Raw genomic sequence first — 17,838 nt, 5'->3', positions numbered from 1 at the left:
GTTGCGGAGGGGGCGAGCACGGCCCGTTCGCGTGCCGCTCAGCAGACGTGGCCCGGCTCCGCGGAACCCTCTGCGGAGCCTTCCCTCGCCCGCTCCCGGTGCTGCGCCCGTTCCCGTTCGCGAGCCGGCTCGTGGTCCGCCGACTCGCCGCCGACCAGTGCGTCCAGCAGACCGCTCAGCACCTCGCGCTCCAGGGTGGTCAGCGGGTCGAGGATCTCCTCCGCCGCCGACACGCGAGCACCGCGCAGTTCGCGCAGCGCTCTGCGGCCGCCCTCGGTCAGCTCGATCCGGATGACCCGTCGATTGGTGGGGTCGGGCGCCCGCCGCGCCAGACCGCTCGCCTCCAGGCCGTCGACCAGGGTCGTCACCGCCCGGGGCACCACCTCCAGCCGGGCGGCCAGGTCGGCCATGCGCGGCGGTGCGGCGCAGTGCGCCAGGGTGCGCAGCAGCCGGGCCTGGGCCGGCGTGACACCCAGCCCGCTCTGCTGCAGATGGCGCTTCTGGATGCGGTGCACCCGGCGCGTGAGCCGCAGCAGTTGCTCGGCGAGCAGACTGTCGGAATCCGGGGTGGTCATGCGGGAACAATATCAGGAGGCCGTTCATTGTGAGTATAGGTAACAATGAGCTACGGTCCGCCCGTCCTTCTCGTCACACCCTCCGTAGGAGCCATGCCCCGAGATCACATCGAATGGACCCCCACGCCCGACGCGTCGGCCGACGAGCCCCGTCAGGTGCGCCGCATCCTCGCTCTCTTCAAGCCCTACCGTGCACGGCTCGCGGTCGTCGGCCTGCTGGTCGCCGCCGCGTCGCTGGTCACCGTGGCCACCCCGTTCCTGCTCAAGGAGACGCTGGACGTCGCGATCCCCCAGGGGCGCACCGGCCTGCTGAGCCTGCTCGCCCTGGGCATGATCCTCAGCGCCGTGCTCGGCGGCGTCTTCGGCGTGCTGCAGACACTCATCTCCACCACGGTCGGCCAGCGCGTCATGCACGACCTGCGGACGGCCGTCTACGGGCGCCTGCAGCGCATGTCCCTGGCGTTCTTCACGCGCACGCGTACCGGCGAGGTGCAGTCACGCATCGCCAACGACATCGGCGGCATGCAGGCCACGGTCACCTCGACCGCCACCTCCCTGGTCTCGAACTTCACCAGTGTGGTCGCCACGATCATCGCGATGGTGGCCCTCGACTGGCGGCTGACGGTCGTCTCGCTTCTTCTGCTGCCGGTATTCGTGTGGATCAGCCGCCGTGTGGGCAACGAACGCAAGAAGATCACCACCCAGCGCCAGAAGCAGATGGCCGCGATGGCCGCGACGGTCACCGAGTCCCTCTCCGTCAGCGGCATCCTGCTCGGTCGCACCATGGGCCGCGCCGACTCGCTCACCCAGGCCTTCTCGGACGAGTCCGAGCAGCTGGTGGACCTCGAGGTGCGGTCGAACATGGCCGGACGCTGGCGCATGGCCGTGATCGGGATCGTCATGGCGGCCATGCCCGCGGTCATCTACTGGACGGCCGGCATGGCACTGCAATTCGGCGGCCCCGATGTCTCCCTCGGCACGATCGTGGCCTTCGTGTCGTTGCAGCAGGGCCTGTTCCGCCCGGCCGTCAGCCTTCTGTCGACCGGCGTGCAGATCCAGACCTCGCTCGCGCTCTTCCAGCGCATCTTCGAGTACCTCGACCTCCCGATCGACATCACCGAGCGCGAGGACCCGGTCCACTTGGATCAGATCAAGGGCGAGGTGCGCTTCGAGGACGTCGTCTTCCGCTACGACGACCGCGACGGCGTTGACGACGGTGACGGCGACGGTGTCGAAGGCCTCGGCGGCGACGACCGCGGCGGCGACAGCCGTAAGCGGGACGGCAGGGGAGGTGCGGCGCTCAGGCCGGTGCTCGACGGCATCGACGTCACCGTCCCGGCGGGCGGCAGCCTGGCCGTCGTCGGCCCGACCGGCGCGGGCAAGTCCACGCTGGGCCACCTGGTGCCGCGGCTGTACGACGTGACGGGCGGCCGGGTCACCATAGACGGCGTCGACGTGCGCGACCTCGACTTCGACACCCTGGCCCGCGCGGTCGGCGTCGTCTCGCAGGAGACGTACCTCTTCCACGCCACGGTCGCCGACAACCTGCGCTTCGCCAAGCCGGACGCCACCGACGAGGAACTGCACGCGGCGGCGCGGGCGGCGCAGATCCACGACCACATCGCCGGACTGCCCGACGGCTACGACACGGTGGTCGGCGAGCGCGGACACCGCTTCTCGGGCGGGGAGAAGCAGCGTCTGGCGATCGCCCGCACCATCCTGCGCGATCCGCCGGTGCTCATCCTGGACGAGGCGACCAGCGCCCTCGACACCCGCACGGAGCAGGCCGTCCAGGACGCCATCGACGCCCTCTCGGCGAACCGGACCACCCTCACCATCGCCCACCGGCTGTCCACCGTCCAAGACGCCGACCAGATCGTGGTCCTCGACTCCGGCACGGTCGCCGAACGCGGCACGCACGAGGAGCTGCTGCGGCTGGACGGCCGGTACGCGGCCCTGGTGCGACGAGACGCCCGACTGGAGCCGACAAGATGAAAGTATGCCCGGTTATGTCGGGTTTGTAATGATCTGAGGGTTACCGTGCCCCCATGCAGATGAACACTCCGCCTCGGAGCACGATTCGACTGACGCGCCGGGGCCGTCTCGTCCTGATCGCGACCGGAGCCGTCGTGGCCGGCACCGCCGTGGCGGTGCCGCTGCTGACCCTGGAGAACGCCGAGAAAGAACCGAAGCCGAGGACCCTGGTCGTCCCCGAGGGCTGGCGCGCGAGCCAGGTCTACGCGGCCATCGACAAGGCACTCGCCCTGCCGTCCGGCACCACCAGGAAGGCGATGCCGACGGCCGGCCTGAAACTGCCGGGCGACGCCAAGGGCAACCCGGAGGGGTACCTCTTCCCGGCGACCTATCCGCTGGACGAGAAGGCCACGCCGCGGACGCTGCTGGCGTACATGGTCGACACGGCCGACAAGCGGTTCAACGGCGCGCCCGTGACCGCGGGCGCCCAGCGCAACGCCATGAACGTCTATCAGGCGGTCACCGTCGCCAGCCTCGTCCAGGCAGAGGCGGCCACCAAGGCGGACATGGGCAAGGTGGCCCGGGTGGTGTTCAACCGGCTGGAGCGCGGGATGCCGTTGCAGATGGACTCCACCATCAACTACGCGTTGAACCGCTCCACGCTGAGGACGACGGAGAGCGACACCCGCGTGCAGAGCCCGTACAACTCCTACCAGCGCATGGGGCTGCCCCCGACGCCCATCGACAACCCCGGCGAGGACGCCATGCGCGCCGTCGTCAACCCCACTCCGGGCGACTGGCTGTACTTCGTCACCGTCAAGCCGGGCGACACCCGCTTCACGGCGAGCCTCGCGGAACACCAGCGCAACGTCGCGGAGTTCAACCGCAACCAGAAGGCCCTCAAGCGCCCGCCCGCCGCGGCCGGATGAGGCGGCGGGGCCGTCAGGCGGCGAGCGTCTCCCGCGCGAGCAGCCGCCTGATGTCCCGGACGGCCGCCCGCCCGGCCCGGTTGGCGCCGATGGTGCTGGCCGACGGCCCGTAGCCGACGAGATGGACGCGCGGGTCGGCGGCAGCGCGCGTGCCCTCGATACGGATCCCGCCGCCCGGCTCGCGCAGCCGCAGCGGCGCGAGATGGTCGACGGCAGCCCGGAAGCCCGTGGCCCACAGGATGACGTCGGCGTCGACCCGCCGACCGTCGTTCCACTCCACGCCTTCCGGGGTGATCCGGTCGAACATGGGCAGCCGGTCCAGGACCCCGTCGGCCAGCCCCTGGCGGATCGCGTCGTTGAGCGGCAGGCCCGTCACGGAGACCACGCTCCGGGGCGGCAGCCCCTGGCGCACGCGCTCCTCCACGAGCGCGACCGCCGCGCGGCCCGCCTCCTCGTCGAAGGGCCCCTCCCGGAAGACCGGAGGCCGGCGTGTCACCCAGGTGGTGGCGGCCGCGAGAGGCGCGATCTCCAGCAGATGCTGGGTGCCGGACGCGCCGCCGCCCACCACGACCACCCGTGCCCCGGCGAACACCTCCGGCCCCGGGTACCGGGCGGTGTGCAGCTGTCGTCCGCGGAAGGTCTCCTGGCCCGGATAGCGGGGCCAGAACGGTCGGCCCCAGGTGCCGGTGGCGTTGATCAGCGCCCGCGCGGACCAGGCGCCGTCGGAGGTCTCCACCAGAAGGCGCCCGCCGGCGCCCTCCCGGACGGCCCGCACCTCGACCGGCCGCCGCACCCGCAGATCGAACTCGCGCTCGTAGGCGGCGAAGTACGCGCCGATCACCTCGGACGACGGCCGGGCGGGATCCGCGCCCGTCAGCTCCATGCCGGGCAGCGCGTGCATCCCGTGCACCTTGCCGTAGGTCAGCGAGGGCCAGCGGAACTGCCAGGCGCCGCCCGGAGCCGCGGCCCGGTCGAGAACCACGAAGTCGCGCTCCGGCTCGAAACCGGTGCGCCGCAGGTGATAGGCGCCCGCCAGACCCGCCTGACCCGCGCCTATGACGACCACCTCGACCTCACGCACATCGTTCACGCTTCTACCAACGCCCGGGCGGACATGGATCTTCCCGAGCGCCGGGGAACCCACGGGCGCCGGGCGGGGCGGCCGAGGGACGCCGGCCCGCCGCGTCGTGGGCCCTCGGCGCGGGCGCCTCCGGGGGTGTGGAGCGCGGCATATGGGTCAGGATGGTGGCATGTCAGATGCGTTCACCACCCGAGTCCTGTCCGTCGCCTCCGGTTCCCGGGAGAGGGTCGTCGACCTCACCGGCGACTGCGAGACGTTCCTGCGCGAGGTGGCCACCGGCCGCGACGGCCTTCTGAACGTCTTCGTCCCGCACGCGACGGCCGGCATCGCGATCATCGAGACGGGCGCGGGCAGTGACGACGACCTGCTCGCCGCCCTGCACACGCTGCTGCCCGCGGACGACCGCTGGCAGCACCGGCACGGCAGCCCCGGTCACGGCCGCGACCACGTCCTGCCGGCCTTCGTCCCGCCCCACGCGACCCTGCCCGTGGTGGACGGCAGGCTCGAACTGGGAACGTGGCAGGCGGTGTGCCTCGTGGACACCAACAAGGACAACCCCGACCGTCAGGTCCGGCTGAGCTTCCTGGGATGAAGCCGAACAGGAGCGCACCCGGCGCCTGACGGCCGAAGCGGACGTCTGACGGTCGAACCGGGGGGCCTGACGGTTGCGTCCGGCCCCGGGGTTCACGGCGCCGGACGTCAGCGGCGCGGGCGCTCCAGGGTGAGGAGCAGGCCCTCGACCGCGCCGGGACCGATACGGCCCTTGACGTCGGCGGAGGTGATGGCCTTGAGGGCCCAGCCGTCCTCGGCGTGCTTGTTCAGGACCTTCTCCAGTTTGTCGCTGTCCAGCGCGTCTCCGATCAGTGACTCGCGGAAGGTGACGACCTTGTACTCGAGTGCGTGCGGGTTGCTCATGTCTGGGGCCTTCCCGTGTTGGACCGGCTGACGGAACCGGCAGAGCACAGCCAACCACCGACTGGCACTCCCACGCGCGGCGGGGGCCGAATCTCCGGGCCGGGCGGGCCCGTTCCACGACGGCGCACCGGAAGCCGAGCGGCGGAACCGCGGAAGCCGCGCCTCATCGCGGGCGCGGCCCGCAGACGTCCTCGGCCGGCCCCTGCCGGACGTCCTCGCCCGGCCCCCGTCCGGCGTCCTGAGACGTCCCCCGTCGTTCACCGCGGGCCGGGCCTGGGATAGGGTCCCCCCGGTTCCGGCTACCGATCGAAGACGCGCCGGTACGGGGAGTGTCGGAGGGGCGGCGAGCGATGGAATCCCAGGTGGGCGAGGGCGCGACCGTGGACCTGGACGGTGCGCGGCTGGAGACGTTGCCCCTCGAACCGCTGCTGACCCGGGACTACGAGACGCGTCCCGCGCTCGTGTACGAGAGGTTGCGCCGCGCCCATGGCCCGGTCGCGCCGGTCGACCTGCTCGGCGTGCCCGCCTGGCTCGTGCTGGGCTACCGCGAGGCGCTCGACGTGCTCCAGGACGACGCCGCGTGGCCGAAGGGCCTGGAGAACTGGCGGGCCCGCACGGACGGCGAGGTCCCGGCCGACTGGCCGCTCGGACCGTCCCTGGAGGTCAACCACGTCCTGATCCAGGACGGCCCCGGCTACCGCCCGTTGCGCCAGGCGTGGGACGCGGCCCTCAAGCCGTTCCAGGACCCGCGGCACGCGCAGGCCAAGCGGCTGAAGATCGCCGTCACCGCCTACGCCGACGAACTCATCAGCCTCGTCGGACAGGCCGGCGGCACGGGTCTGGCAGACCTGTCCGCCCAGTTCTCCCGTCCGCTGCCGCTGATGGTCGCCAGTCATCTGCTCGGCTTCCCCGGTTCGCAGGGCGACGACGCGCTCATGGACATGTGGCGGGTGCTGGACGCCGGTCCGGACGCCGAGCCGGCGCTCCGGCGGCTGCTCGCCGCGCTGGCGGAACTCGCGGCCGTGAAACTGGAGAAGCCGGGGGACGACTTCCCCTCCTACCTGCTGGCCGCGGCCCCCGGGCTGTCGCTGGACGAGCTGGCCCGCGAGCTGTTCATGCTGCTGGGCATGACCTCGGACCACGTCGGGATCCTCATCTCCAACACGGTCGTCGACGTCATGTCCGGAGAGGGCGGCGTGCGGGCGAGCCTGTCCGCCGGCATGGTCAGGGAGAGCATGAACCGGGTGGTCATGCGCAAGCCGCCGCTGGTGAACTTCGTGCCGCGTTTCGCGGCGAGGGACACCCGGCTCGGGGACTACACGATCCGGGCGGGTGATCCCGTGTGGATCTCCTCCGCCGCGGCGCACGCCGACCCGCTCTTCGCCGGCAACGTGTGCCCGGACACCACGGTCAGCACCCGCGCGCACCTCTCGTGGGGCGCGGGCCCGCGCCAGTGCCCGGCGCGTGAGCTCGCCTCGACGGTCGCGGCGGTCGGCGTGGGACGGCTCTTCGAGCGGTTCTCCCACCTGGAACTCGCCCTGCCCGCCGACCAACTGCCCTGGCGTTCCTCGCCGTTCATGCGGGGCCTGCGTTCGCTGCCGGTGCGCTACGAGCTGGTGCCGACACCGGCCCGGCCGCCCGTGCGGTCCCCGGCCGAGGAGTCGGCCGACGACCCGGCCGAGACGGTGCTGCCGGATCCGGCCCTGCGGCAGCGCTCCTCGCTGTGGCGCTATCTGACGGGCCTGATCGGCGTCGGCCGCTGACCCGGCGGGTCCTCCCTCCGGAGGGTGTTGCCCGCGCCCGGCCAGGCCCGGCCCTCGCGGCGGGGGCCGGGCCGAAGCGGCCGGGCCGCGGTCGTCGTCCTGTGTCATGACGCCCCGGCCACCACCCGGCCCAGCTCGACGCGGGCGATGTCCGGGGCCGGGCCGGTCGCGTTGGCGAAGACCACGCTGTTGGCGCCCTGTTCCAGGTCGACGGGGACGCCCAGCGTCCAGAAGTCGTGGGCGCTCCAGGTGTTCTTGAAGGCCACCCTGCGCGGTGTCGCGGCGCCGACGGTGATGTCCGCCGTACGGGACACGATGTCCGTGTTGTAGGCGTGCCCGTTGTCGCGGCGTTCGTCGTGCGCGTAGTGCACCACCAGCACATGGCGCCCGGAGGCGGGGGCGCGCACCGTGAACTCCGCCGTGCCGGGACCGCCGCCGAGGCCCCCGATGTGAGAGCCGCCGGGGGCGTGGGCGTCGGCGACGAGCTTCGCGCCGCCCCTCAGCACGGCCGACGCGGCGTCGCAGGACAGGACGCCGTCGGTCGAGCCCGTCCCCGAGACGTCCAGCGAGCGCACCGCCGCCTTCCGGGCGGTCACGGCGACGCGGTTGTTGCCCGCCACCAGGTAGAGCCGCGACGGCCGGTCCGGCGCCGCCGTCGTCCACGCGCCGTGCAGGGCGAGCCGGACGGGCGCGGAGCCGCGCACGATCACCGTGTAGTAGCCGTCGCGCGGGGCGTACACGTCGAACACCGCCCGGTCGCCCTCGCGCAGGACGAGGGCGCCCGTGCCGACGCCCGTGGACGAGGAGTAGTCGTACGACGGCTGCCCGGTGATGTCCGCGAGCGCGGCCTCGTACGCCGCGGTCGGGACCCCGGTGCTCGCGGTGAGGTCGATGCGGTCCAGGGTGACCTCGGCGTCGCCCTTGGCGAGCGTCAGCACATGGGCGCCGGCGGCCAGTTCGACGCCGAGGTCCTTCCGTCCGCGGTGGGCGTCGTTCTGCGTGGAGGGATACGGCACCGTGGCCGCTTCGGCGCCGTCGACGAGCAGTCGCTGCGTGGCGGGGCCGCCGGACCCGTTGCCGTACAGGATCGCCAGGTCGTAACGGCCGTCCGCCGGGACGGTCACGGTGAAGTCGACCCTGCTGTCGGGGGTGCCGAGGGGGCCGACGTCCCTCGTGCCCGAGGCCGCGTAGCCGTTGGCGTCGCTCACCGTGCCGTGGGTGCGCACCTCGCCGGCGGTCACGACCGCGTCCTCGGCCTCGTACGAAGCCGACCAGGGCACGCGGGCCGGGGCAGGGACGCCCGTCCCCGCCGGGGTCAGGACGATCCGGTACGCGGACATCCGGTGCAGCCCCCGCAACGGCACGGTCGCCGAGCCGTCGTCCGCCACGTCGACGATGGCGCGGGCGAGGACCGGCGGTGCGGCGTGCGGGCCCTCGTAGCCCGACCAGGCCGCCCCGGCGACGATCGCGGTGACCGCGCGCCCGAACACGGACCGCGGCACGTCACGCAGGACGACGTCCACGTCGCCGTCCGAGCCGCCGAGCAGGACCTGGACCTGACGGCGTGAGACGTCGAGCGAGGCGAGGCCCTGAAGGGTGTCCACGGCGTCGGCCCGCGGCGGGGCGACCCGCACGGTGTCGCCGGTCAGCCCCGCGTACCAACGGAACAGCCACCAGGCGCCGTTGGGGACGCCGCCGCGCACCACCACGCCGCTCAGGTCGCCCGCAGCGTCCCAGTAGGCCTGGTTGGCGTGGACCTTGTTCCGCTCGAACAGCGAGACCCACTGCACCAGTTGGCCCGGCACCGACTGATCACGCCGGTTGGCGTACTCGTCGATGCTGATCCTCAGCGGCGCGATGCCCAGCCGGCGCTCGATCGAACGGCAGTCGTCGATGTGCCCCTGGAAGTCCCGCAGGGCGTCAGGGCTCAACTCGTGCCAGGTCAGGATGTGGGGCAGGACGTCCTCCCGCCGGGCGAAGGCGAGGAAGTCGGCCATCAGCCGGTGGTGGTAGCCCGTCTCGTTGGGGCCGGCGATCCTCGCGGCGGGGTCGATCGCGCGGATGCGCCGGTACACCGTCCGCCAGTCGTCGAAGAACCGGTCGCGGTTCGCCTCGTAGCGCTGGCGGTCCTCGACGCCGAGGTCGTACCAGATCTGGTCCGGCTCGTTGAACGGGACGTAGACGAACCGGTCGCCGTTCGGGTCCGCCGACGCCTGCGTGACGACGTCGTCGACGCGGGCGAGGTACTCGTCGAGGCCGGGGTCCTCGTACGGCCATCGCGCGAAGACGTCCTGAAGCAGCACGTTGATCTCGCCGCCGCCGTTGCGGAAGAACGACCGGGACACCGAGAGCGCGTCGCCGTTGGGATGCTGCGCGCCGCCCTCCGGCTTCTGCGAGATGCTCGTGATCTTCAACGGCTCCAGCACGGCGTCGCCCGGCACGCCGTCGTCGCTGAGCCCGTACAGGGCGCCGTTCGCGCCGAGCAGCACGGGGCCTTCGGAGAGGGCGAGTTCGACGGTGAGGCGCTGCGGGACGGCCGGGGCCGCCGGGGAATCTGCTGGGGGGAGGGTGCCTGACATGGCGTTGACTCCAGATGCGACGGCGACGAGAGCGGTTCCCGCGCGGGGGGCGGGGCGGGGCGTGCGGTGCGGGGAGTCCGGTGGCCGGATCCGCGGCCGGGGCGGGCGCCGGGAGCGACCCTCACAGCTCGGGGGCGTGCGTGGGCGAGAGCTTCCGGACGGCCGCGGGGCTGCGGGGCTGGGGGGGGGAGGGCTGTGTGGGGTGCGGTTGTGGGGGGTGCGGGGAACGAGGGGCGGATGGTGGAAAGGGGCGCTGAGGGGGCGTTCAGTCGTGGGCCGGCGCCACCCCCGAGCTTTCGCGCTCGATCAACTCGGGCGCGGCCACGGGGTGCGGGGCGACCCGCTCCGACTCCTCCAGCGCGCCGTGCAGCAGGGTGAAGGCGGACCGGCCGAGGCCGGTGAAGTCCAGGCGCACGGTCGTCAGGGACGGCGTGAGGCAGGCGGCGTACGGGGCGTCGTCGAAGCCGGCCACGCTGACCTCGCCCGGCACGGACCGGCCCGCCTCGTGCAGGGCGCGCAGCACACCCACGGCGAGGTCGTCGTTGCCGCACAGGATCGCGGTGACGGCGGGGTCCGCGGCCAGCGCGAGGCCCGCCGCGCGACCGTCCGCCGGGCTCCAGCCGCCCCGCACCGGCCGGGGCAGGGGTGCTCCCGCGGCGCGCAGCGCGTCGCGCCAGCCGGCGCTGCGGGCCCCGGTGCGCCGGGTGCTGGACGGGATCGTCACGTGATGCACCGTCTCGTGGCCCAGGGACAGCAGATGCGAGGTCGCCTCGAAGGCGGCCTCGCGGTCGTCGGTCCAGACCCAGGTGCGGTCTGAGACGGGCGGGCTCGCGGGAGTCTCGACCACGCCGACGACGGGCAGCCCGGCGGGCACCGCGCTCAGCGCCCGCACACCGGCCGGATCGTAGGCGATCACGATCAGCCCGCCGCCCGTGTCCGCGGCCCGCTGGACCGCGTCGGCGACCGCGGACTCCCCGGCCGACTCCAGGACGCCGACGCCCACGGAGTAGGCGGCGGCACGGGCGGCCTCCTCGATCCCCCGGAGGATGGAGGCGGGACCGTAGTGGGTGGTGTCGGCGGTGAGGACGGTCACGGCGCGGTTGCGCCCGCGGGCCAGGGCGAACGCGGTGGCGTTGCGCCGGAATCCCAGTTCGCCGACGGCGGCGAGCACGCGCTCGCGGGTCGTCGGCCTGACGCTGGGATGGTCGTTGATCACGCGCGAGACGGTCTGGTACGAGACCCCGGCCGCCGTCGCCACGTCCCGGATGCTCGCGGGACGCTTCGGGTGACCGGTCGCATCCATGATCCGATGGTGACCGGTCACACGGGGAGGGTCAAGAGACCGCGGACGGGGGTCGCCACGGAGACGCACGCGCACACCCCCGGGCGTCCGGGACCGAACGCCGTGCGGTGTGCGGCGTGCCCGGACGCACGGACGCACGGACGCCCGCGCTGACGGTCGTACGTCGTGCCCGGGCGTCCGCGGTCGGCCGGTGCTCAGCCCATGCTCTTCGAACCGTCCAGCGCCTCACGGATGATGTCGGCGTGACCGGCGTGCTGGGAGGTCTCCGCGATGATGTGCAGCAGGACCCGGCGGGCGGACCACTGCACTCCCGGCTCGAACCACGGAGCCGACGGCAGCGGGTGCGCCGCGTCCAGGTCGGGCAGGGACCTGATCAGGGCGTCGGTGCGGTCCGCCACCTCCTCGTAGGCCTTGAGGACGTCCGCCAGCGTCTCGCCGGGCAGCATCCGGAACTCGTCGGCCCGCGCGGCGAAGTCGGCCTCCGTCATGGCGCTGAAGTCGCCCATGGCCGAGGGGCCCTCGACGATGAAGTCGGCCCAGCCTCGTTCGACCGCGCTCACGTGCTTGATCAGCCCGCCGATGCACAGCTCGCTGACCGTGGCCCGTTCGCCGGCCTGCTCGTCGGTCAGGTCGCGGGCGGTGAACCGCAGGAAGTGCCGGTGCTTGGCGAGGGTCTCCAGCAGGTCGGCGCGCTCGCGGCTGACGGCCGGCGTGGCGGCGGTCTCGTCGAGGGGGGTGGGCTTGCTCATGGTTCGCCTTCTTCCGTGAGTGCTGTTCCGCGGTCGTAGGACCACCATAGGAGCCATAGAGGTCAGATCCTGACCTACTTCGGAAGGTGGCTGGAGTGCGCGGGTAGGACGGCTGGCCGGGGAGGGCGGAGCGTCCGGTTCCACGCCGGAACGCCCTTCTCCGGCGTGTCCCGGCTGCCCTCATGGCCGGCGGGCGGGCCGCTCCCGTTCCTGCCCTGTCCGTCCCGCCCGTCCTCCTTACACGCCTCCCCCCGCTCGTCCACTTCAGGGCGACACCGTCACCGCGGCGTCCGCGCCCCATGCGGCGGCGCACAGGGCCCGTTCGGTCTCCGCGGTGTACACCGACGAGGCCAGCCAGGCTCGGGCGAAGCGGCCCGTGTCGGCCGGGAGCAGCCGGCCGAAGGCGTCGCGGGAACGGTCCGCCGCGGCCGCGTGCAGCTCGTCGAGCAGGTCGGCGGCGGTGCTGAGGCCGACACGGCGCAGCCGCGTGCCGTCGCCGGCCGCGCCGCCCGGGAACGCCAGCACCCGACGGCCCCCGGAGACCGCCTGGTGCACCCGGCGGCGCAGCAGGTGCAACGGCGCCTCGTCCACCGGGCGGGGCACGACGGGCGTGCCGGTCGGCGTGGGCAGGTCCGCCTGCTGGAGACGGTCCAGGCCCAGATCGACCCGGGCGGCGGAGTCGGCCGGGTGCTCGGCGGCGAGCAGCAGCGCGCGCGGCAGCGGCCCGGGGGCGAGCCGGGCCACGATCCGCAGCCGGCTGCCCCGGGCGGCGGCCAGCAGCCGGAGGTTGTCGCGGTAGGGGAGCGCCGGGTCCTCGTGGGCCGTCGCCAGGCGCAGCGCGAGTCCGGCGCAGTCGGCCAGCAGACACTCGCCCGTCGCCGCCCGGACCGAGCCCGCCAGGGTGACGTCGAGGAACAGCAGGTCGTGGCCGCCGTCGAGGGCCCGCGCGACCTGCTCGGCGACGGGCGTCTCCCACAGCCGGGCGAGCGGTTCGGCGTTCCAGGCGACGCCCGCGGCGCGCACCGCCCGCACCCCGGCGCCCGCGCCCAGCCGGCCGGTCGGGGAGACGGTCGCGCCGGAGACCGCCAGTCCGGCGCGCGACAGTTCACGGTGCGTCAGAGCGGTGTCGCCGACGCGGACGGCGCGGTCGGCGGCGCCGGTCGCCCGGCCCGGCCCGCCCGGGGCGACGTCGGAGACCGTGTAGAGGCGGCCCTGGGCGTCCGCGGTCCAGGTGACCGCGCCCGCGTACCCGGTCGCGGTGAGGACGGGCTCCGAGAACAGTCCGTACAGGCGCAGGGAGCCGTCCGGCGCGTAGGGCTGCCGTACCGTTCCGCGCAGTTCGGCCAGTTCCGGGCCGCGCGCCGACGGCAGCCGATGGGCCACGCCCAGGACTTCGCGCAGCGCTTCCACCAGGTCGGGCAGCCGGTGCGCGGGATCGGCCGAGCGGGCCGCCCGCACCCCGTTGACCACCGAGACCGCCGCTCCCGCGGCCCGGGGGAGTCCCGCGAGCCGCGCGGTGTGCGCGGCGCGCAGGAGTTCGGCCTGGAGGACGGCGCCCGCCCCGTCCGCTCCGGCGTCGAGCAGGGCGGCGGCCGCGTCGAACACGGCCCGCGCGGCGGCGATCCGGACGGGGCGGGCGCAATCGTCCACCGCCGGTCCCGGCACGGCGTCGGCCTTTGCCTGCTCCGGCGCGCCGTCGTGGCTCCTCCCGCCCTCGGCCCGGGCATTGGCGGACGGGGAAGCAGGATCGGAGTCGGAGTCGCAAGCGGAGGCCGAGGGCCGGCCGGAGACGCCGGCCGGGGCAGCGTCGGCTTCAGGGTGGGACGGGGACGCGGGCTCGGCTATCGGCGCTGCCGAGGCGGCGGCCGCGCGGTGCAGGCAGTCCGGGGCGAGCAGGCACCCGCAACGGATCGCGTCCGCGCTGTTCACCGCACCGTCCACGACGAGCAGTTCCAGCTCGGTGTCGTCGTCGAGGGCGATCCGTACGGTGTCGCCCTCGCGGACCACCGGACGGGCCGCCAGCTTGGCGACCCCCGCGTCCAGCCGCTTGCGCAGCCGGGGCGAGAGAGCCTCGACGAGTTCGGCGGTCACGGACGGCGCGACCGGCGGCAGCAGGTCCTGGCTCATGCGATCTTCTCCCCTACCCAGCGGGCGAGTTCGAGCGGGCTGAGAGCGGCGACGGGCATGCCGGCGGCGACGAGCCGCCCCGCGACGCCCGTGGAGTAGCGCGGCCGGCCCGAGTCGTCGAGGCTCGCGCAGCCCAGCACATGGCAGCCCGCCCCGACCAGCGCACGCACCTCGGCGAGGAGCCCGCCGAGCGGGTAGCCCTCCTCGAAGTCGCTCACGACCACGACCAGGGTGCGCGACGGCACGGTGACCAGCTCGCGGGCGTGCCGCAGGCCCGCGGCGATGTGCGTGCCGCCGCCGACGCTGACTTCCAGCAGCAGGGAGAGCGGATCCTCGACATGGCCGGTGAGATCGATGACCTCGGTGGAGAAGGCCAGGAAGTGGGTGGACAGGGCCGGCACCCCGGCGAGCACCGAGGCGGTGAGCGCCGCCCACACGGTGGACGCCTCCATGGAACCCGACACGTCCGTCACCAGGATCAGCCGCCAGTCGGCCGACCGCCGGGACCGGGCACGGAACACCGGGTGCTCGGGGACGACCCGGACCGTGCCGTCCGGCCCGCGCCGCGCGCTCGCCAGGTTGGCGCGCAGGGTGCGGGGCAGGTCCAGTCCGCCGCCCGGACGGCGGCCGGGGCGCGGTGACGCCGTGCCGTGCAGGGCGGGACGCAGCCGGGTGGCCAGTTGCCGGGTCAGCGCCTCCACCAGCCGGCGCACCAGCGGGCGCAGCGCGGCCAGCCGGGCCTCGGGCAGCCCGCCCGCGTGCCGCAGCACGGTGCGCAGGAGATCGACCGAGGGACGCACGCTGTCGGCGTCCAGCTCGGTGAGCACGTCGTCGCGGCCCGCCACGGCGGCCGCCGCCAGGACCTCCTCCCGGATGCCCGGCCCGAAGAGCGCGGCCAGCTCCCGCGACCACTCGCGCACTCCCGGATACGGCGCCTCCCGGCCGCCGTGGGCGCCCCGGCCCGCGAGGTCTCCCCGGCTGCCCTCGCCGCGCCCGCTGCCGTACAGCTCGTCCAGGGCCGTGGCCAACGAGCGTGCGGACGGCGGAAGTTCGTCACTGCGCCGCCCGAGGACGAGCCGCCAGCGGTCGGCGGGCGCGAGGACCCGGTCCTCTCCCGCCTCCTCGACGCCGTCCACCGCGCGCGCGGAAGCGGACAGTGGGGCGGGCGGAGAAACGGGGGACGCGGCTGCCGTGGCCGTGGCCGTGGCCGTGGACGGGGCCGTCGACAGGGCAGCCGCGGCCGGGGGCCGGGTGGCCGTCGGGGAGGGGGACGCGGATCCGTCCGTCGCCGACGGGGACGCGGAGTTCGTGGTCGTGGGGACGGGGGAGGCAGGTTCGTGCGCGACGCGCGCGGGGAGCAGACCCAGCGCTCGCAGGCGGGCGCGGGCCGCGAGGTCCGCGCCCGCCCAGACGGCCAGGGCGGCCGGATCGTGGCCGTCGGTGTCGGCCACGCGCCCGGTGCCCAGGCGCTCCTCCACGGACGCCAGCAGACGGTCGCGGGCGGCCGGGCTGAGGGTGTCGAACCCGCCGCGCAGCGCGGGCAGCCGGTCCAGGAACCGCCGGTCGGGGAGCTCCGACACCAGATCGAGCAGCGGCTCCAGGGCGGCGGCCGCGGCCTCCAGCAGGGGACCGGCGGCAGTCAGCACGCCGCTCAGCCGGGCGGTCAGCGCCGACCGGGACTCCGCGTCGACCGCGCCGTCGACCCAGGACGCCACCCGGTCGCCGAAGACCCGGGGATCCTCCTGCCCCAGCAGCACCCGGACGGCTCCCGCGGCGCCGCGCATCAGGGGGGAGCCGTCCGCGGCCAGCCGGGCGAGGGCGTCGGCGAGCCGGATGCCGCCGGACAGGTCGGCGCGGTGGGCGAGTTCGAGCAGAGCGTGCGCGTCGGCCGGGTCCTCCGAACCGGTCAGGCCGTCCACCTGGCGCACCGCGGCCGCGGTGAGCAGCTCGGCGACGGCCCCCGCGCGGGCCGTGCGCGCGGCGTCGGAGCCCAGACCTGCCACGTGTCCGGCCCGCAGCCGGTCCGACAGGGCGAGCGCGGCGAGCAGTTCGGGCAGGGCGCCGGCCCGCGGCAGCACCTCGGCGACGTCGTCGAGCCGCTCGTCGGTGAGCGCTGCGAGGCCGCACTCCGCGGCCTGCGCGAGCCCCGTCAGGACCTGCGCGGCCGTCGGGCCGCCCTCCTCCAGCTCCGCGCGGCGCCGTTCGCGCAGGACGCCCTCGGCGGCCTGGGCCGGGGTCACCCCGCGTACCCCCGCCGCGGTCAGCACGGCAGCCGTGGCGGGCGTCCAGCGCGCCTCCCAACGGGACGTGAGGGCCTCGGCGCCGCCCGCGCCGACGACCTCCTTCGGCTCCCCGTACGGCACCCCGCACACCGTCAGTCTGCGCAGCAGCAGCTCACGGCGCCGGTCGAGGTCGGAGCGCAGAGGGTCGAGCCGCAGTTCCCGGCCGGCGGAAGGGCCGTCCGGTCCGGGCAGCCCCAGCGCGGCGACCTCGGCCTCGACGGCCGGGGCGAGCCCGCTGCGCGGCGCGTCCGGAGCGGGCCGTCCGGTGCGCGTGCCGACCAGCACACGTTCCATCGCCCGCGCGACGGCCCGGCCCCTTCCGTACGGTTCGCCCTGCGTGAGGACCGTCTGCACCGCCTCGACCAGCTCGCCCCGGCCGGCCGCCGGCAGTCCGCGGAGCCGGGCCAGGTCCGAGGCGAGCCGGCTGATCTCGCGCGCGTCCGCCGGTCCCGACGGATGTCCCAGACCGCGCAGTTCCGCGCAGACGCGCACGGCCGCGCGCGTCAGCGCCTCCTCCAGGGCGACGGGGTCGCCCGCGGCCCGGAGCACCATGTCCTGCCACTCCGGGTCCCGGATGCCGGCCGGATAACCGGAACGCTCGTCCAGCAGGGGGTAGGCGTACGGGATCAGCGAGGTGATCCAGGAGACCGACCCTGCCCCGGCGGCTTCGCCCCGCACGTCCTCGTACGGTGACGCGGCGCGGGCGTCGTCCGCGACCCCCGGCTCCGGTCCTGAATCCGGGCGCCGGTGCGGCCCCGAATCCGGGCCCAGGTGCGAGGCCGGGTCCAGCTGCGGTGCGGTGGCCCGGTCCGCGGCCCCGGCCGTCAACGCCGGTGCGTGGAACGCGCCGACGAGCACGGCGGCCCGCCCGCCGTCCGCGGTGGCCTCGGCGATCCGGGACCGCATCCACCGCTCCCGCCGCAGGTCCAGTTCGCCGACCCCGCCCGAGGCGGCCGCGTCCGCGCGCAGCGCCCACCCCGTCAGCAGGGCGGCCCGGCGCAGCGCCTCCGGGGGCGAGCCCGGCGCGGTCGCCTCCACCAGCCGGTCCCACAGGTCGTCGCCGGGACGGCCCGTGAGGCGGGACCGCAGCGCCCCCGCGAGCCCGGGGGACCCTCCCCGCGCCGGGCCGTCGCGCCCCTCGCGCCCCTCGCCCCACGCGCGGTCGGCGAGAGGCAGGTCGCAGGCGATCACCGTCACTTCGTGCCGGGCGGCCCAGCGCACGGCGGCCAGTTCGGGCGAGAAGTCGGCGAACGGATAGAACGCCGGGCCCGCGCCGCTCCCGGGATCGCCCGGAACGGCGGCGAGCGCGACCGGGGCCCGCGTCTGCGCGTGCCCGAGCCAGGGGAGCCACTCCTGCATCTCCGCGGGCAGCTCCACGAGCAGCACGTCCGGCTTCGCCTCGTCCAGCAGCGCGGGCACGGCGGCGGCCAGCGAGGGCGCATGGTGCCGTACGCCGATGAGGTACGGTCCCGCCGGATCGGTGAGGGCGGCCAGCGCCTCGGCGGGGGCGGCGGGCGGCTCGTCCGGAGCGCCCGGCGTGGTGGGGTGCGGGGACACGGCC

At 74.8% G+C, this 17,838-nt stretch carries 12 protein-coding genes; 4 read left to right on the top strand and 8 right to left on the bottom strand.

Going from position 1 to position 17,838, the window contains the following annotated elements; translation table 11 throughout:
• Positions 1 to 38 precede the first annotated feature (38 nt).
• A complete protein-coding gene (locus tag ACGFSH_RS15615; protein ID WP_393348701.1) occupies positions 39 to 575 on the bottom strand; it encodes a MarR family winged helix-turn-helix transcriptional regulator in 537 nt (178 codons plus the stop codon).
• Between the two features lie 93 nt (positions 576 to 668).
• Between ACGFSH_RS15615 and ACGFSH_RS15610 the strand changes: the two genes are divergently transcribed.
• Entirely contained in the window at positions 669 to 2,570 is a 1,902-nt protein-coding gene (locus ACGFSH_RS15610) for an ABC transporter ATP-binding protein (protein WP_393348699.1), read from the top strand.
• A gap of 53 nt (positions 2,571 to 2,623) precedes the next feature.
• Positions 2,624 to 3,478, top strand: coding sequence for an endolytic transglycosylase MltG (mltG, locus tag ACGFSH_RS15605; RefSeq protein ID WP_393348697.1), 855 nt, complete (start codon positions 2,624 to 2,626; stop codon positions 3,476 to 3,478).
• A gap of 13 nt (positions 3,479 to 3,491) precedes the next feature.
• On the opposite strand, the gene ACGFSH_RS15600 is transcribed toward mltG, so the two are convergent.
• Entirely contained in the window at positions 3,492 to 4,568 is a 1,077-nt protein-coding gene (locus tag ACGFSH_RS15600; RefSeq protein WP_393348695.1) for an NAD(P)-binding domain-containing protein, read from the bottom strand.
• A gap of 160 nt (positions 4,569 to 4,728) precedes the next feature.
• On the opposite strand from ACGFSH_RS15600, the gene ACGFSH_RS15595 reads away from it, so the two are divergent.
• Positions 4,729 to 5,151 carry a secondary thiamine-phosphate synthase enzyme YjbQ gene (locus ACGFSH_RS15595; RefSeq protein ID WP_393348693.1) on the top strand — a complete coding sequence of 141 codons (423 nt, stop codon included), beginning with the start codon at positions 4,729 to 4,731 and terminating at the stop codon, positions 5,149 to 5,151.
• A 107-nt stretch (positions 5,152 to 5,258) separates the two neighbouring features.
• Here the strand turns inward: ACGFSH_RS15595 and ACGFSH_RS15590 are convergent, their stop codons facing one another.
• A complete protein-coding gene (locus tag ACGFSH_RS15590; protein WP_057582602.1) occupies positions 5,259 to 5,474 on the bottom strand; it encodes a DUF4177 domain-containing protein in 216 nt (71 codons plus the stop codon).
• A gap of 350 nt (positions 5,475 to 5,824) precedes the next feature.
• Here ACGFSH_RS15590 and ACGFSH_RS15585 point away from each other — a divergent pair, with 350 nt between their 5' ends.
• Positions 5,825 to 7,237 (top strand): cytochrome P450, encoded by a 1,413-nt coding sequence (locus tag ACGFSH_RS15585; RefSeq protein ID WP_393348691.1) that lies wholly within the window; start codon positions 5,825 to 5,827, stop codon positions 7,235 to 7,237.
• Positions 7,238 to 7,341: 104 nt separating this feature from the next.
• Here ACGFSH_RS15585 and ACGFSH_RS15580 read toward each other — a convergent pair whose 3' ends face one another.
• From ACGFSH_RS15580 to ACGFSH_RS15560, 5 genes are all read right to left on the bottom strand, one after another.
• Positions 7,342 to 9,816 (bottom strand): cellulosome protein, encoded by a 2,475-nt coding sequence (locus tag ACGFSH_RS15580; RefSeq protein WP_393348689.1) that lies wholly within the window; start codon positions 9,814 to 9,816, stop codon positions 7,342 to 7,344.
• A 265-nt stretch (positions 9,817 to 10,081) separates the two neighbouring features.
• The gene (locus ACGFSH_RS15575; protein WP_393348687.1) at positions 10,082 to 11,119 is read right to left on the bottom strand and encodes a LacI family DNA-binding transcriptional regulator; all 1,038 of its coding nucleotides are present in this window, start codon (positions 11,117 to 11,119) and stop codon (positions 10,082 to 10,084) included.
• 194 nt (positions 11,120 to 11,313) lie between these two features.
• Positions 11,314 to 11,868 (bottom strand): DinB family protein, encoded by a 555-nt coding sequence (locus tag ACGFSH_RS15570; protein ID WP_393348685.1) that lies wholly within the window; start codon positions 11,866 to 11,868, stop codon positions 11,314 to 11,316.
• Between the two features lie 264 nt (positions 11,869 to 12,132).
• Positions 12,133 to 13,995, bottom strand: coding sequence for a hypothetical protein (locus ACGFSH_RS15565; RefSeq protein WP_393348683.1), 1,863 nt, complete (start codon positions 13,993 to 13,995; stop codon positions 12,133 to 12,135).
• On the bottom strand, positions 13,992 to 17,834 hold the full coding sequence (locus ACGFSH_RS15560) for a DUF5682 family protein (protein WP_393348681.1): 3,843 nt from the start codon (positions 17,832 to 17,834) through the stop codon (positions 13,992 to 13,994). Before ACGFSH_RS15560 ends, ACGFSH_RS15565 begins: the two co-directional genes overlap by 4 nt.
• Positions 17,835 to 17,838 lie beyond the last annotated feature (4 nt).

Source organism: Streptomyces sp. NPDC048481 (assembly GCF_043200075.1).
Taxonomy (GTDB): domain Bacteria; phylum Actinomycetota; class Actinomycetes; order Streptomycetales; family Streptomycetaceae; genus Streptomyces.
Note: the sequence above shows the minus strand (reverse complement) of the source record. Positions and strands in the feature narration are given on the sequence as shown.